16 protein-coding genes are annotated in these 16,266 nt (G+C 31.0%); 10 read left to right on the top strand and 6 right to left on the bottom strand.

Features of this window, described 5'->3' with window-relative positions; translation table 11 throughout:
* The first annotated feature begins 5 nt into the window (after positions 1 to 5).
* The 10 genes from BHU68_RS07460 (at position 6) to BHU68_RS07415 (ending at position 11,579) form a co-directional block, all read left to right on the top strand.
* Positions 6 to 1,019: a glycosyltransferase gene (locus BHU68_RS07460; RefSeq protein WP_069471508.1), complete on the top strand. Its 1,014-nt coding sequence runs from the start codon at positions 6 to 8 to the stop codon at positions 1,017 to 1,019.
* Complete coding sequence (locus BHU68_RS07455) at positions 1,019 to 1,795, top strand: glycosyltransferase family 2 protein (RefSeq protein WP_069471509.1); 777 nt, start codon at positions 1,019 to 1,021, stop codon at positions 1,793 to 1,795. The genes BHU68_RS07460 and BHU68_RS07455 overlap by 1 nt, the downstream gene beginning before the upstream one ends.
* Positions 1,796 to 1,799: 4 nt before the next feature.
* Positions 1,800 to 2,570, top strand: coding sequence for an NAD(P)-dependent oxidoreductase (locus BHU68_RS07450; protein WP_069471510.1), 771 nt, complete (start codon positions 1,800 to 1,802; stop codon positions 2,568 to 2,570).
* On the top strand, positions 2,570 to 3,352 hold the full coding sequence (locus BHU68_RS07445) for a sugar phosphate isomerase/epimerase family protein (protein ID WP_069471511.1): 783 nt from the start codon (positions 2,570 to 2,572) through the stop codon (positions 3,350 to 3,352). Before BHU68_RS07450 ends, BHU68_RS07445 begins: the two co-directional genes overlap by 1 nt.
* Positions 3,349 to 3,705: an EamA family transporter gene (locus BHU68_RS07440; protein ID WP_069471512.1), complete on the top strand. Its 357-nt coding sequence runs from the start codon at positions 3,349 to 3,351 to the stop codon at positions 3,703 to 3,705. The genes BHU68_RS07445 and BHU68_RS07440 overlap by 4 nt, the downstream gene beginning before the upstream one ends.
* A gap of 68 nt (positions 3,706 to 3,773) precedes the next feature.
* On the top strand, positions 3,774 to 4,838 hold the full coding sequence (locus BHU68_RS07435; RefSeq protein WP_141699499.1) for a hypothetical protein: 1,065 nt from the start codon (positions 3,774 to 3,776) through the stop codon (positions 4,836 to 4,838).
* On the top strand, positions 4,835 to 6,931 hold the full coding sequence (locus BHU68_RS07430) for a hypothetical protein (RefSeq protein ID WP_069471514.1): 2,097 nt from the start codon (positions 4,835 to 4,837) through the stop codon (positions 6,929 to 6,931). The genes BHU68_RS07435 and BHU68_RS07430 overlap by 4 nt, the downstream gene beginning before the upstream one ends.
* A gap of 99 nt (positions 6,932 to 7,030) precedes the next feature.
* Positions 7,031 to 9,310 carry an ArnT family glycosyltransferase gene (locus BHU68_RS07425; RefSeq protein WP_069471515.1) on the top strand — a complete coding sequence of 760 codons (2,280 nt, stop codon included), beginning with the start codon at positions 7,031 to 7,033 and terminating at the stop codon, positions 9,308 to 9,310.
* Positions 9,311 to 9,318: 8 nt separating this feature from the next.
* Positions 9,319 to 10,497 carry an oligosaccharide flippase family protein gene (locus BHU68_RS07420; protein WP_069471516.1) on the top strand — a complete coding sequence of 393 codons (1,179 nt, stop codon included), beginning with the start codon at positions 9,319 to 9,321 and terminating at the stop codon, positions 10,495 to 10,497.
* On the top strand, positions 10,494 to 11,579 hold the full coding sequence (locus tag BHU68_RS07415; RefSeq protein ID WP_069471517.1) for a glycosyltransferase: 1,086 nt from the start codon (positions 10,494 to 10,496) through the stop codon (positions 11,577 to 11,579). Before BHU68_RS07420 ends, BHU68_RS07415 begins: the two co-directional genes overlap by 4 nt.
* A 56-nt stretch (positions 11,580 to 11,635) precedes the next feature.
* Here BHU68_RS07415 and BHU68_RS07410 read toward each other — a convergent pair whose 3' ends face one another.
* From BHU68_RS07410 to BHU68_RS07385, 6 genes are read right to left on the bottom strand one after another with little or no spacing between them, the layout of a single operon-like run.
* Positions 11,636 to 12,166 carry a helix-turn-helix transcriptional regulator gene (locus tag BHU68_RS07410; RefSeq protein WP_171899620.1) on the bottom strand — a complete coding sequence of 177 codons (531 nt, stop codon included), beginning with the start codon at positions 12,164 to 12,166 and terminating at the stop codon, positions 11,636 to 11,638.
* Between the two features lie 9 nt (positions 12,167 to 12,175).
* Positions 12,176 to 12,973, bottom strand: a complete 798-nt coding sequence (locus BHU68_RS07405) for a PP2C family protein-serine/threonine phosphatase (RefSeq protein WP_069471519.1) — start codon at positions 12,971 to 12,973, stop codon at positions 12,176 to 12,178.
* On the bottom strand, positions 12,948 to 13,385 hold the full coding sequence (locus BHU68_RS07400) for an FHA domain-containing protein (RefSeq protein WP_069471520.1): 438 nt from the start codon (positions 13,383 to 13,385) through the stop codon (positions 12,948 to 12,950). Before BHU68_RS07400 ends, BHU68_RS07405 begins: the two co-directional genes overlap by 26 nt.
* A gap of 20 nt (positions 13,386 to 13,405) precedes the next feature.
* The gene (locus BHU68_RS07395) at positions 13,406 to 13,729 is read right to left on the bottom strand and encodes an FHA domain-containing protein (RefSeq protein WP_069471521.1); all 324 of its coding nucleotides are present in this window, start codon (positions 13,727 to 13,729) and stop codon (positions 13,406 to 13,408) included.
* An 11-nt stretch (positions 13,730 to 13,740) separates the two neighbouring features.
* Positions 13,741 to 15,411: a DNA mismatch repair endonuclease MutL gene (gene mutL, locus BHU68_RS07390; RefSeq protein WP_069471522.1), complete on the bottom strand. Its 1,671-nt coding sequence runs from the start codon at positions 15,409 to 15,411 to the stop codon at positions 13,741 to 13,743.
* A complete protein-coding gene (locus tag BHU68_RS07385; RefSeq protein WP_069471523.1) occupies positions 15,408 to 16,262 on the bottom strand; it encodes a glycosyltransferase family 2 protein in 855 nt (284 codons plus the stop codon). Before BHU68_RS07385 ends, mutL begins: the two co-directional genes overlap by 4 nt.
* Between the last annotated feature and the right edge of the window lie 4 nt (positions 16,263 to 16,266).

The raw sequence follows: 16,266 nt of genomic DNA, 5'->3' as shown, positions 1-16,266 counted from the left end.
TTTAAATGAATAAATTAGATAGATTTATTTCAATTATACTACCCTTAGATAATTGTCAAAATTTTATTGAATCCTTTATTCAGGATTTAATCCCTATTCTACAAAATCACTATTATGACTATGAAGTGATACTGGTAGATGATGCGTCAACGGATAATACAGTTACGATAGTGAGTAATCTATTAAAACAATATAAGGCATTACGTTTGATTAGATTGTCTCGTAGTTTTGGAGAAGATGTTGCTATATCAGCCGGATTAGACAGTGTTATTGGTGATTACACAATAATTATGAATCCCAATACAGATCATCCCAATTTAATTCCAGATATGGTTAATAGAGCAATAGAAGGGGTAGATATTCTCTATGGAGTAGATATAGATTATCAAAAGAGGAAAGGTATATCGCGCTTGCTTAGTAAATTGTTTAGGTGGTATGTTGAGAAAGTTATTAAATTAAATATTCCCAAAAATTTAACAACTCTTCGTTGTCTCAGTCGATATGCAGTTAATGCACTAACTCAACTCAGTGATGCACATAGGTATTATCGTTTTTGCGGCTCCATTATAGGTTTTAAAAGTGAAATTTTTGAATACAAAAGAAGTGCTAGGGAAAAATATTCAAATTCACAAAGTTTTAGATCATCTTTCAATGAAGCATTGCATATTATTGTAGAAAATTCACCGCATCCACTGAGATTTATCAGTATATTTAGCCTTGGATTAGCAACAATAAATTTATTATATATAGCCTATATAGTATTTATTTTTTTATTTAAAAATGATGTATCTGAAGGCTGGACAACTTTGTCTATGCAGGTATCTGTACTGTTTATGTGTGTAATTTTAGTCCTTGCTGCTATGAGCGAGTATGTGGGGCGTTTATTGGAAAGAACTCAAGATAAACCGCCTTATTATATAAAGGAAGAACGCAATAGTTCAGTAATGATATCAAGTAATCGTATAAATGTTGTAGAAGAATCAAAAGAAATAGATATTCAAAAGATAGAGGTTCGTTAATGGATAAACGTGAAATCCCATGTTATGAAAAACAGGAACTTTACCCTAAAAAAAATGATTATTGCATTTGTGTATTTGTAATCAATGAAGGTGAAAAAATTCAAAAGCAATTAAAAGTTATGTCATCCTACACTCAGCTTGTTGATGTGATCATAGCGGATGGCGGAAGTAGCGATAATTCCTTAGCAATACCTTTTCTAAAAGAACAAAAAGTTACTACTTTATTAACAAAAACAGACTCTGGCAAATTAAGTGCCCAAATGAGAATGGCATTAGCTTATGCCTTAGACAAAGAATATAAGGGTGTTATTGTTGTAGATGGCAATGGCAAAGATGATATGCGTTCTATTCCATTTTTTTTAGAAGCATTAAAACAAGGTTATGATCATGTGCAAGGTTCACGCTTTATTCCGGGAGGTAAAGCGATTAATACTCCACTTTCTAGGTTACTTGCTCTAAAGCTTATACATGCACCATTAATTAGTTTAGCGGCTCGTGTACCTTATACTGATACTACAAATGGTTTCAGAGCCTATAGTCGTAAATTAATAGAACATCCTGATATGCAACCGTTTAGAAATATTTTTAATGCTTATGAATTACATTACTACTTGGCTATACGTGCTGCACAATTAGGATTAAAAATTAAGGAAGTTGCTGTAACTCGTACTTATCCTAAAACTGGTAAAATACCAACTAAAATTTCACCCTTTAAAGGCAATTTACTAATTTTAAAAACCTTATTTAAAGCAATATTAAATCGTTATAATCCTTAATATTATGAAAACAGCATTAATTGGTTTTACTGGTTTTGTTGGCAGTAATTTACTGAGACAAAAGCAATTTGATGATCTCTACAATTCAAAAAATATTGATGATATATGTGGAAAACATTATGACTTATTATTTATTAGTGCCTTACCAGCAGCTAAATGGTTAGCTAATAAAGAGCCAGAACAAGATAAAGCACAAATAAATAAATTAGCGCGTTGCTTGGAAAAGGTTCAAGCTGATCAGGTATTGTTAATTTCTACAGTAGATGTTTACCCAAATCCATTTGGCGTTAATGAAGAAACAAAAATAGAAATAGAAACATGCCAAGCATACGGTAAGCACCGCTTAGAATTTGAATTTTTTGTTCAAAATTTGTTTGATACTAAAATAGTCAGGCTACCGGGCTTATTTGGTCAAGGTTTAAAGAAAAATATTATTTATGACTTTTTAAATAATAACAATATTGAACAAATTGAAAGTAGAAATAGCTTTCAATTTTATTCCTTAGAAAATATAGCTGATGATATTGATAAAGTTTTAAATACTAATATCAAGCTACTCAACGTAGCCACTGAACCGGTTAGTGTTATAGAAGTTGCTGCTCATTGCTTATTTAAAGATTTTAAAAATGAATTGGATAAGAAGCCACTAGTTCAGTATGATTTTAGAAGTATCCATGCAAATGCTTGGGGCGGCAAAAATGGATATTTATATAATAAGAACCAAGTGCTAAGTCATCTTGATGAATATGTTAGTACAACTATTGAGGCGCGTTGATGAAATTTTCCATATCAAATATAGCATGGGATCCAAAAGATGATGATCAAGTTGTCAAGTTGATGAAAAAATATGGAATCAGTGGAGTGGAAATTGCGCCGGCTAAAATAAGTGAACAACCGGGTAAATATTTAAAAAAATGGCAAGACAGAGGGGTAGTCTTAACCTCTATGCAAGCATTATTGTTTGGTGGACCTTCAGGCAATATTTTTGCTAATGATCAAGAACGAAGACAAATTTTTGAATATCTATCAAAAATTATTCAGATAGCTGGTAGCTTATCTACTAAAAAATTAGTATTTGGCTCACCTAAAAATCGTTTAAAGGGAAAACTTTCTAAACAAGAAGCAGATCAGATAGCAATTAAATTTTTCAGAGAAATTGCCCAGATTGCTTTGGAAAATCAAGTACAGTTTTGTATTGAACCCAATCCATCATACTACGCTTGTGATTATATTAATACCAGCACTGAAGGAATAGATTTGGTTAAAAAAGTTGGACATAAAGGATTAGGTTTGCATTTAGATACTGGTGGTATGACATTAGCTGGAGAAAATGTATATGAAGCAATATGTGCCGCTGCTGGTAACTTCAGTCACTTTCATATTAGCGAAAAAGATTTAGCTCCGATAGGTAGCGGTGAAGTGAAACATACAGAAGCCTCAAAGGCTCTAAAACAAATCAACTATTCTGATTGGCTTGCTATAGAAATGAGACAAACAGAAACAAGTTTGAAAGATATAGAAACTGCCTTTGATTTTGTGACTTCTATATATAAATGATAAATATTGTAATTATTCTCAGTGTCTTGTTCTCATCAACATCACAATTATTACTTAAAAAAGGAGTTGAGACAATATCTGTTCCAGAAAACAGTTCAGATATTATAACCTTTCTATTTAATGTAATAACAAATGGTTATTTGGTATCAGGTATATTATTTCAAATAATAGCTTTATTGATTTGGTTATATGTACTTAAATTTGTAGAAGTAAGCTACGCATATCCTTTTATATCTTTAGGATTTATCTTTGTGTTATTAACCGGGTATTTAATCTTTGGTGAAACACTGAATTTTAATAAAATTATTGGAATACTGATAATTAGTTTTGGTATTGTTATTTTGGCTAGATAGTAAATATGCTTTTTAAATTTGTTACAAAAAATTATTTAATGATAATCCTTATAGGCATCTTATTATACTTGATAAAAGATGTGACAACCTATATTTGGGTAAATTCATTACTATTTGATGGCTTTCCTTATGATGGACCTTTTCAAAACATCTATCCATTGAGAAGAATAGATAATGGTGATTTACCGGGGAAAGATTTTCTATTTTTTCATGGAAATGGGATACCATACGTACACTACATATTTTATAAGGTCTTTGGATCAAATATTTTTGCCTCCGAACTTAGTGTAGCTATTTTACAGTTTATAATGACTGTATTTCCTGTATTTTTTATACTGAAAAAATTATGTGATTTACATTCTGCTATTTTTTTTACGCTCTGCTATATATTCATATCTTTCAATGGGCTAGTGTTTTCATCTTTATCTCCAATATTTGACTTATCAACTTTTGGTATCAGGGCTGCTTTTCCTTTAATTGTAGCGAGTTATTTGTACATTAATTACGGTACTGAAAATAAGGTAAAAGTAATTACTGTAACTTCAGTATTACTTTTAATAGCTATTTTATTAGGTACCGAACAAGGTGTATATGCTTTTGGTTCCGTTGCGATGTTAATACTAATATTTAATTATTTTAACGTAAATATTATTTCTAGGATTATATATACTGTATTATTTTCTGCTATTTTTTCTATAATTTTAATCGGATTTCATCTATTATTATTTGGAAATCTTGATGCTCTAATACAAATCAAAAATTTATCAAATGACCAAAGTTGGTATTTTGGAATTTATCCTCATGTTTTTATAAAAAACATAAATGATTTTTTTACCTTGAGTAATGTATATCTGTATGAAACACAATTTATAGGTTTTGTTTATAGTTTAATATTTCTATTCACATTGTATTTATATGCAAAATATAACAACTTGAGACGAGAATTATTAATTTGTTTATATTTATTGGTGTATGGCTTAGGAGGAGCTTTTTCAAATTTTGGCATGATAGCATATCATTATATGGAACCCATGATCCGATCAAGTGCAATAGTCGTTTGTTATTATTTATATCTATCATCACAGATGATATTCATGAAAACTAACTCCCAACAAGAACCTAATATATTATGAATAAATTAGCATTCAGTAATACAACATACCTCATTTTTAGTATATTGCTTGCTATATTATGTCTAAATACTTTAGAGAATAAATCTAAAATTTTAGAACAAAATAGACATAGATTTGCTAATGAAAAATTCAGTGGAGTTTATTTAGCTACTAAACGAGAAGCTCGATTTGGATTAAGTTTTAGTCATGGCACATTATTGAATAAAACAATGCTAAATATAGGTGTAAGCTCTAATGAGAGTGATTTAAATTCTATATTTAATAAAAATATGCTTTATCAATATCTTCACTACAATGGTGCTAATGATGTAAGTCAAATAGAATCTATACACATTAATCCGTATTCAGATCAATATTACCGAAATGGTATTCAAAATCATACCAAAATTAAGATTACCGCGTTGACTACTGATAAATATGAAGATTTCATAGGCGGTATTGCTTACTTGGAAGATAACAAAACCGGATACATTTTAAAGAGCAAAGTTCTTAATATATCTAATAATCAACTAATAGTTGAAGGTTTAATTGATCCTAATTTTAATATATCTTCTAAAATCAAAATAAAGTCGAATAATGCTGTCAGCCAATTAAGCTTTTTTTCTAAAATAAATATTGGACATACATCAAATTATAATTATTGGCAAAATGGTGTGTGGGTTAATGATGATACAGCAAGGATAATGACAACACCTTATTTTGGTAGGCATATGCGAATTGGTGGATATTTAGACTTTGAATATTCAGGAAAAAGAAGAATCAAATATATTGATTCTTCAAATGTTGTGTATTTAGAGGGAAAAGGGCTGAATCCTTATCAAGATGGACGTGGATCAAAAGTAACTTATATACCAATATCAGATACTAGTGAAGTAAAAGAAACAATATTAGAAGTAGATAGAACCTTATACAATAGTGCTTGGTATAACGGAATTAGTATGGCACAAAAAATTTTACTAAATTCCTCTGCTTTAAAAAAAGTTAAAGTAGATGATTATATCTATACTAATGATAGTTCTATTAGGAAAGTGATTTTAAAAGATAATTCTGGGATTACTGTAAGTAATGAGATAATAATATCAAACCAATGTCCAAAACAACTTGATGAAGATGATAAAGAAAAAAAGAACAAACTAGATATTATCTTAAAATTAAAACAAGAAGAAAAATATCTTCCTGTATGTGAAAATTATGATTATACAAAAAAATCAAGTATAAAGAAAATTTTTTATCCGAATGATGTTGCATTTGTAGAGAATAAAAATTCACTTTTAGTGATAGATAGTAATAATGCCAAGATAGGAAAGGGTGAAATATATAAATTTCAAAAACATGAAGTTTTTTCTACATTAGATAGATTAAAACCTGTGGAATTGAATCATAATTCCCAATCAACTTTTATGTGGTCAACTTATTCTGGTTTACTTGACATTTATTATAATAATCTTCATCCACACAAGCGCGATTATATTATTCATGCTTTAGGAGAAGAAGAAAGAAACAATTATCTAAAAGCTTTCGATAAATTTAAGCCTTTATATGTGCAAACAACCGCAAATAATTTTGATTATGCAGAATTTCATGGCTGGCTGTTAAATACAACATGGAAATTTTTTGAAAGAGTTTTATTAAACTATCGACCAAAATTCTCAGAAGATTATGCTTTAATTTGGGAAAGAGAAAATCATCAATGGAAAAAACCAGTTGATAAATGGTATCAATCTATGAAGGAAAATGATGAAGATAATTCGTGTCAATTAGAATTAACTGTTGCAAAGATAAATTATAAGGTAACAAACAAATATTCATTTGTGCCAATATTAGGCAAAACGCCTAGATTTTTTGTTTTTGTTGAAGGTGCTTTACATTCTTTACCAGTATCACTTCCATATTATAAGAATGAATGGCAATTTCCTATTTTTCATTTAAAAGGTAAAAAAATTAGTCTTGATTTTAAGAAATTTACACCAGTTTTTGGCGCGGATATAAAAATTAATAGTATTGAATTTAGAAACCCAGAAATATCTCAAGAAAAACTAAAGTTTTTATTCTATCCAATTTACATGAATAATTATTCTGATAGATGTAAGTAGTACAACGGATTAACGGAATAAACGGATTTGTTTATGGTCAAGATTAATAATCCGTTTATTCCGTTAATCAGTTGTACTATTTGTAGGGGGCAATCATTCATGAACTTAACCGAGTTTTTTAAAAAAACTATAATAGTTATACTAATTTCATTCTATATTTTACTAGTCTTTATATATGTCAATAATTTCCTTCCTATACTAGACAGTGTCTTTCTGTCTGGTGATCAAGCGAGAAGTGCTGTTGTTGGAAAAAATATTGCTGATGGTAAAGGATATACAACAAACTTTTTACCATTAAGTTCATTAGATTTTTATGCAAAAAAAGGACTTTTGCATGAACCACAATGGCAAAATGCTGATCGTTTCCCTCTAGGTATTTATCTCACCTCTGTCATTTATTCTTTCTTCAATTCACACAATCACCTATATGGTACCGCCTTATATGGGCTAATAATTTTTTTATTAACACAATTAGTAATTTTTTGGTTTAGTTATAGAGTATTTAGAAAATATGAAATTTCATTTTTAACGATATTACTCATAACCTTTTCACCAGAATATTTACAACAAGCTTTCATTAAATCAGCAGATGATACACTTTTTTTAGTCTTAACGATTTGGTTTAGTTATGAATTCATAAATAAACCAAATGCGTTAAAAGCAATATTTGTTGGTTTATCAACCGGAATTCTTTTTTTAGCACGAAGTTATCTAGGAATATTTTCTTTAGTAGCCTCAATTTTAATTTTTTATTGGTATTTTTACCAAGATAATAGATCACTAAAGCAATATTTTAATTATATTTCAATTATTCTTATATTCTTTATATTGGTATTAATACCATACGGTTATCAAAGTTATCAAACATGGAGTATTCCTTTTTTTAGTGTAAATGGCATGATTCAAGTTTTACAGGATACGCCATTAATTCAGAATATGAATCCATGGTGGAGACTTAATATACCTGAAGATTTTTCCTTCCAAAGTATGATTATTCATAACTTTGATATTTTGCTATCAAAACAATTAGGTTTTATAAAAGGTAATTTCTTTTATTTTCTATTAAATTGGAATATATATCTAATATTATTACTACTTTTAATAAAAGTTAATAAGAAAAATGTATTCTGGCTACCAGCCAATATGTTATTTATCATTTTTATTTTTTCAACATTTTCTTTAGGTATAGTTGGTATCAGTGGAGCGATGGTTGAGTATTTTACCTTTTTGATACCTATTTGTAGCATGTACGCAAGTGCTGCACTGTATTATTGTAGAAATAATTTAAGAGAAGCCAGCCTAATTAAAGTTGAAAATAGATTTTTCCTATTTTTATTGTTATTTATTTGCTTGGGATTATTAATTTATTATGCTCGACGCTTCGCCTATCCTGCTTTACAAAACTTGAATCTATTTATCGAATACATGATATTATTTATAGCTTTTTTTATTATGTATTTGTTTTTACTGTCAACTTGGTTATTTAATAAATATAAAAAATTTAAATTTTTTCTTCTAATCTTAGCAATATCAATAACTATTAGAGGCATTCCAGACTGGGAAAAATTCAATGACAGGTTTCTTCCAACACCTGATAATAGTGCCTTAGAATATCTAGCTAAAAATACTAAAGAAGAAGATATAATATTAATGTTAAATGGTTTTCCTAGTCTTTTCTGGATGGGAATACAAGGAAAAACACTTCCTGTACCAGAAAACCCTCTTTATATTTACACTTTAATAAAAGATTATGCTTTACCAGTAAAATACTTATATCTTGATGGTGCGCGTGATTGGCTAGAAATCATGAAATCTCCAGCAACAATGCAAAATTATGCATTAATTAATGAAGGAAAAACGCCTATTTTTAATATAAAACCACTAATAGATATTAATGGCAAATCTACAATAGGTAGAAATAGAAATATTTCTTTATATGAATTAAATGAAAAAAACATTGAAGAATTTATAAGAAAAAGAGAGTATGGATATAAGTTTGCTTCTATTGATAATAGATTATTCCATCAAGGATTAAGTACAACTCCAGAAATAATAGATAACAAAATGGTGTTACCAACAATAGCAATTACAAATAGAAAAAAACAACCCAAATGTCATGTAGGTTTAATTTTACCAACAGATAAAAAAGATAATAAAAGAATAACAGTTAATTTATATTCAAAAATTCAATACAATATTGATATATTATTTAAACCGAAATTACTGAAATCATTCATGGTAACGCCAGGATGGAACTCAATTACATTTGATTTAACTCCACAAAGGCAAAAAAAACCTTTTACGCAAATTTGCATGTCATTTTCAAATTATAATATGCAAACAGTGTCATACTTTTATGATGTTAGAATAGCTAAATAAGACAAAAGTTGAAACTAACCAACTCCCTAATCTCCCAATGGCTTGCCACCCTTTTTGTTGGCACTGTTTCCATGTTCTTAGTCTTCTTTTTGGCAAGAACTTTGGGTGCAAGCCAATTTGGTCAATATAATTATATCCTCAGTATCGCCTCCCTTTATCTGATAATTCAGGATGGTGGTTATCGCACGCTGATTTTTCGTGAATTCACTCAGTCAACCACATCCTTTAAAGTTGATAAACAATTTTTATTACCTATTGCTCAAGCGCATGTCATAGTAACAACTGTCATTGCGTTTTTATTGTTGCTTTTTGAGCAGAGATTTTCTCTATTAGCAGCTTTGTTTTGTTTTGCTTTAGTTGCTATTGCCGGTTTTATTTCGTCACAATTGAAGGGTGAAAATCGGTTTGAACAAGAGGCGTGGTGGCAAGTTCAGCAAAGAAGTTTTACCGCAATCGCAATAATATTGGTGGTTTTATTTATATCACCTACTGTTGAAGCAATTTTTTGGGCTTGGTTGATTGGTATGTTGATGCTGTTGATGTTACCAATAGCGCGTTCGGTAATTCAGAAGCCGCTATTTCGCTTTAATCTGGTTAAGGGTAGTTTGGCTTTTTTAACTATTGATGCCGCTACCGCGATTTATTTTAGAAGCGATATGATTTTGCTGGAGCAATTAGGTGATGATTCGTCGGTTGTTGGAAATTATGCAGCGGCTTATCGTTTGTTGGAAGGTGTTATTTTGATAATGACACCAGTGGCAATGATTGCTTTTCGTTATTTAAGGTTAAAGTCTGATAATAAGAAGGCTTTTCTGACGCTGTTGTTTTGGTTATGTGTAATGATGTTGGGTTTAGCGGCTATTATTTTTGTAGTTGGATATAGTTTAAGTGATAAATTAGTGCCTTTTTTATTTGGTGATGAATATGTGCAAGCCAGTGGTTTATTAAATTGTTTGTTGTTAAGTTTGTTTTTTATCTTACCTAATTATATTTTGACTCAAGCGGCTATTGCGGCAAATCAGGAATGGTTTTATGCCTATTTGGTAATAATCATCGCGCTGATGAATATAGTTTTGAATATTTGGTGGATACCAATTTATGGGGCAATGGGAGCAGCATGGGCTACTATTGTTTCTGAGGGTTTGTTGTTTTTTGGGTTATTATTGCGAATGAGTGTTTATTTATGAAAAAAGGTATTTTATTATATGACTTTTTGTTAGTTAAAGGCGGAGCTGAGCAGTTATCACTGACTTTAGTTAATAATTTTCCTAACAGTAGTTTATGTGTAGGATTTATAAATTCTGAAATCTTTAGCTCAGAAACGCTGAAAAAGATTTCTTTTTGTGAATTAACTTCTCCTACTCAAATTATTGGTTGGCAGACGCTAAAGACATTGTTTGTGTTTCGACATCAAACTAAACTTTTAGCAGTGTATGATTGGGTAATTTTTAGTGGTTCTAATGCTCCGGTTGCGGTTCATAATCATCCCAATGGCAAAAATATCCTATATTGTCATACAATTCCTCGCTTTGCTTATGATTTAAAAGATTATTATCTTTCTAGGGCAACATGGTGGAAAAAGCCGCTGCTACAATTGCTGATTAACTATGTTAAGTTGCGTTATGAACGCGCTATTGAGAAAATGGATATTATTATAGCTAATTCTAACAATGTTAAGCGGCGTATTAAAAAATATTTGAATCGTGATGCTGTAGTTATTTATCCGTCTATTGAAGTGGATAAATATCAATGGATTGAACAGGGTGACTATTATTTATCTACGGCTAGAGTTGAATCTTATAAACGTATTGAATATATAGTGCGTGCATTTATGAAAATGCCGGATAAAAAATTAATTGTTGCTTCAGGTGGTGGTGATTTAGAACGTTTACAGAATTTAGCAACTGATTATTCAAATATTAGTTTTACTGGTTGGTGTGAAGATGAACAGTGGCAACAATTGATTGGTAAAGCTATAGCAACAATCTATATACCGATAGATGAAGATTTTGGAATGTCACCAGTTGAGTCTATGGCAGCGGGTAAACCAGTGATTGGTGTGGCTGAGGGTGGTTTGTTGGAAACGGTTGTGGATGGTGAGACTGGGGTTTTAATTGAAGATGTTAGTGTAGATGCAGTTATTGAGGCTGTGTCTGTTATGTCTAAAGATAAGGCTTTGAATATGCGTGCTGCTTGTGAGGAAAGGGCGCAATTGTTTAGAACTGAAGTGTTTTTGGAGAAGATGCAAGAGGTAGTGAATAATTTATAGTTCAACTGCTTGATAAATAAACGAATTTAAATTCGTTTATTTCATAATTCGTTGTACTATTCCCCTGATTTAAGCATGTTTACCATCTGATTTAATAGATTTACCTGTTGTTTTAAATAATCAATTTCTTTTTGTAGCTGTTCATTAATTAAATGTGCCTTTTCTAATTCATGTTTAAGTTCTGTCTCTCCAGTTGATGGAGAATTAACATTTTGACATCGAGTATTGTTATTCCCACTTTTATGGAATTTAAATATATTTTTTTTATCTGAACTAGATCGCTTATAGCCGATTCCCTCAAGCCATTTGCGGATATTTGTCCAGTTTTCTAACTTTTCATTTTCCTTGTTTGCGAGAAACTTAACATATTGATAGACAGTAGTACTCAAATATACTTTAACTCCTCCAGCACTTTTGTGACATTTTTTAGCGATTTCAGCAGGGCTATGACCAGATAGTAAGCCACGTAAGTATAATTTCTCCGTTGGACTGAGAGCTCTACCTTTTGCCTTAGCTAAATCCGTGTACAAGCGTTCTAAATCCCAAGCATTTTGGGCTTCAGAGGCAAACCATTCTTCAGTATTCATCATCATTAATTAAGTTAGGTTAAATAACCTCTTAAAAAAATTAGGTTTTTTAGGAATAGTAACAATTAAAGCAGTAGCATTATCTTGATAGCGTTTGTTTTTTTTCTCTACAGCATTCAGTAATTTCTTCACCATCTTTTTTGCTGCTACAGGTTTTTTGAATATTTGACTTATTTCTGTTTCAGATAATGTTTCTATGCCATCGCTGCCTGATAAAATTATATCTCCGGGAGATAATTCTAATGCTTGTAGTGATTGGTCAATATATTTTATATATGTTCCAACTACTGCGGAACGTAACATATTACGATCTGGATGTTGTGCCGCTTCTTCAACTGTCAGTGTTCCTTGTTTAACTTCTTGTTCTAATATGGGTTTCATCGAATGGTCTGCATTTAAACGGCTTAATTCACCGTTACTATAAAGCCATAACGGTGAATCACCAACGCTAATCCATTGGATTGTATTTTTCTTGATCACAACTGCTACTAAGGTGCTACCCATACCCATTAACTTAGGATGTTTTTTTGTGTAAGCAGCTATTGCTTGATTACTTGCTTCTAATGCTTCAAATAATCGTTCTCCTACAGTGCCATTAGCATTACGAAAAGTGTCCATAAAAGTGGTAACTACCTGATCACTTGCAATATCTCCACCAGAATGTCCGCCCATTCCATCTGCTAAAATCATTAGGAAATCGTTGACACGACTATTATCAAATCCAAAATCATCTTGTTGATATTGTCGTTTGCCTTGAATCCGATCTCCAGCATATTGTTCTTCAGTTATTACGTGTTTTGTTGCCAATCGAAATCTTCTCCACTTGATCACCTAAATAGGTTAAGTTTTTACCACCGCCATGTTGTACATAGAATTTACGCCCACGAGGATCATATGTAATAACAGCATGTTTATTACGTGATATTTGTTCATCACCAAAGTTGATGCTAATACGTTCATCTGGGCTACGCCTTATGCTATTCATTCCATAACCTAAAGTTAGAGCATTAGTTTTACCTTTTCCCTTTACAATTACTAACCATCCTACAATAGGATCTTCTTTTTCTTCTTTTGAAGAAGAAGAACCTTTAAACATTACACGGGTATTTGGATCATCATCATCATCTATAGTGTCTTTAATAATTTGGCGAGTAATAAGTTCTTCATCATCATTATTTTGTTGTTTTACTTCACCATCTAAACCACGAAAAATAGGCATTATATATTCTCCTGTTAAATCTAGGATATTCCTGCAATAATATCACCAGTTTCAGGATTACGCGCCGCTTTAATTGAATGCTTGGATAATAAGTATTCTACTGAGGTTAAATATTTACCCAATAATAAACGATCATCTGAGCTAACATAAGATTGTTCAATTGCTATCCAACGCCCACCATGTTTACGATAACTGCCGTTAGTACTTTTACGATCAGTTACATAATATTTGCCTTTGCTATCTACTGTAAGTTCTAAATGTAGATTGCTGACAGATGTTTCTGTTTCGTCAATGATAATATCAGCTTGTTTGCTGCGTCCTATAATATATGTTTTTATTCTCATAAAATAATTTTCTAACGTCCACGTAAAAAGAAACTATCCAGATCTTTTATACTAACTTGCATCCACGTAGGGCGCCCGTGATTACATTGATTACTGCGTTCTGTTTGTTCCATTTCTCGTAATAAAGCATTCATTTCTTTGATGCTTAATTGTCGTTTCGCTCGTATCGCTGTATGACAAGATAATGTAGATAAAATTTCTTGCATAGATTCTTCTAATCTTGAACTTACTCCAAAACCTAATAAATCTGCTAATACATCCCGTACTAAAGTTGTGATATTGGCTTCCAGCAATAAATTAGGTACTTGACGTACTAGCAACATTTCTTTGCCAGCGCGATTAATATCAAATCCTAATTTGTTAAAAATTTCAATATGTTGCTCGTATATATCCGCTTCTTGTTCACTGACTGAAATACACTCTGGTACTAATAATATTTGTGCAGTTATTGTATTGCTTAAATAAGCAGATTTCATCTTTTCATAGCTAATGCGTTCATGAGCTGCGTGCATATCTACTACTATTAATCCTTGTGAATTTTCAGCTAAAATGTAAATACCTGCTAATTGTGCGACTGCATAACCCAAAGCTGGAGCTGCTGAATTTTTAGTGCTAGTTTGATAAGTTTGGTGAGTTTCTTGAATTTTTAATGATTTATTACCCGGTGAAGTTTTAGCTAGTTTAGCTTTTAAACTCTCTATTAAAAAGTTATATACAAATTCAGCTTTAGCAAAACGTACTTCATTCTTCGTTGGATGTACATTAACATCTATCTCACTAGGATCAATGTTCAAATACAATACATAAGCAGGATAACGAGTTCCATATAATACATCCTTATAAGCTTGATGTATAGCATGAGTGATTAATTTATCACGAACAAAACGCCCATTAATAAAAAAATATTGTGAATCGGCTTGACTACGTGAAAAAGTTGGCTGGCTTATCCAACCTGATAGCTTAATATTGCTACTAAGCTTATTGACTGTTAATAAATGTTCTACAAATTCAATACCACATAATAAACTTAATCGTTGTAATTTTTGCGCCTCAGTTAAGGCTGATTTTACTAGTATTAATGCTTTATTATTATGGCTTAATTTAAAGTTAATATGAAAATTACCTAAAGCTAGACGCTTCATAATTTCATATATATGCGCAAATTCAGTTTTTTCGCGGCGCAAAAACTTTCTTCTTGCCGGGGTATTATAAAAAAAATCACGTACTTCAACTGTAGTTCCAACTAAATGAGCTATAGCTGTTGCCTTAGTCGGTTTTTCTTGCCCATCTAAATATATGGAATATCCAATATCATTTTGACAAAAACGTGAACTTAAAGTTAATCGTGAAATTGAAGCGATACTTGCTAAAGCTTCACCGCGAAAGCCTAAACTATTTAGATTATGTAAATCTTCTAAATTTCTAATCTTACTAGTAGTGTGTCGATGTAAGGCAAAAGATAATTCATCTGGGCGAATTCCAAAACCATTATCCCGCACCTTTATTAAAGCAATTCCACCTTGCTCAACTTGAACTTCAATATTATCAGCTTTAGCATCTAAACTATTTTCTACTAATTCCTTTAAGGCGGAAGCAGGGCGATCAACCATTTCACCTGCGGCAATTTGTTTAGCTACTAATGAGGATAAAGCTTGAATAGAAGGAATATTTTGATCAATCATTTTTTAAATAACTGTCTAATTGCGACACCTATAAAACGTAACCATACCATTGTTATCACTCCCCAAAAAACTATAAACGGATATTTGTGTCTAAAAAATTTTCTATAAAATTTTACCATACCTCGATGTTTATACCATTCCACTTTAATTGGATTTTTGCTACTACAAACCCCTTTAAAATGTACTATTTCTATATTAGGAATAAACAAAATACTAAAATTTTTAGCACCAAAACGCATGAACCAATCTAAATCTTCGCAATGTAAGAAGTAAGTTTCATCCATTGCACCTACAATATCTAAGGCTGTACGTCTTACAAACATGCAAGAACCAGATATGCCTTCAATTGCAATTGGTTGTGTGGGTAATTCTTGATTTGTTAATAAGAAACTTTGAAAAAATTTATTTAAATGAAATACTTGAATAATAGTTCGCCACGGTGTGGGTACACTGCGCCTACTACTGCGTTGTTCAGAACCATCAGGATTTCGTACCACACAACCAGCCATACCAGCTTGTGGATTTTTATCCATTACAGCTACAAATTTACCTATAGTATCAGGCTGAATTACACAATCAGGATTAAGGAATAATAAATATTTACTCTTAATAGTATCAGCTAAAACCTGATTAGCAGCGCGTGCAAAACCGAGATTACTGCTATTTTTAATCAGTTTTATTTTATCAAAAACAGCTTCTAAATATTTTAAGCTATTGTCTTGAGAGGCATTATCTATTATATAGATAGATACTGGAATATTAGAAGCTAATACAGAATTGACACATTGGCTTAACAGTTTACCAGCATTAAAATTGACAATAATAACTGAAACTACTGATTCAACAGCCATTGTT

Source organism: Candidatus Marithrix sp. Canyon 246, assembly GCF_001723685.1.
GTDB lineage: Bacteria > Pseudomonadota > Gammaproteobacteria > Beggiatoales > Beggiatoaceae > Marithrix.
Note: the sequence above shows the minus strand (reverse complement) of the source record. Positions and strands in the feature narration are given on the sequence as shown.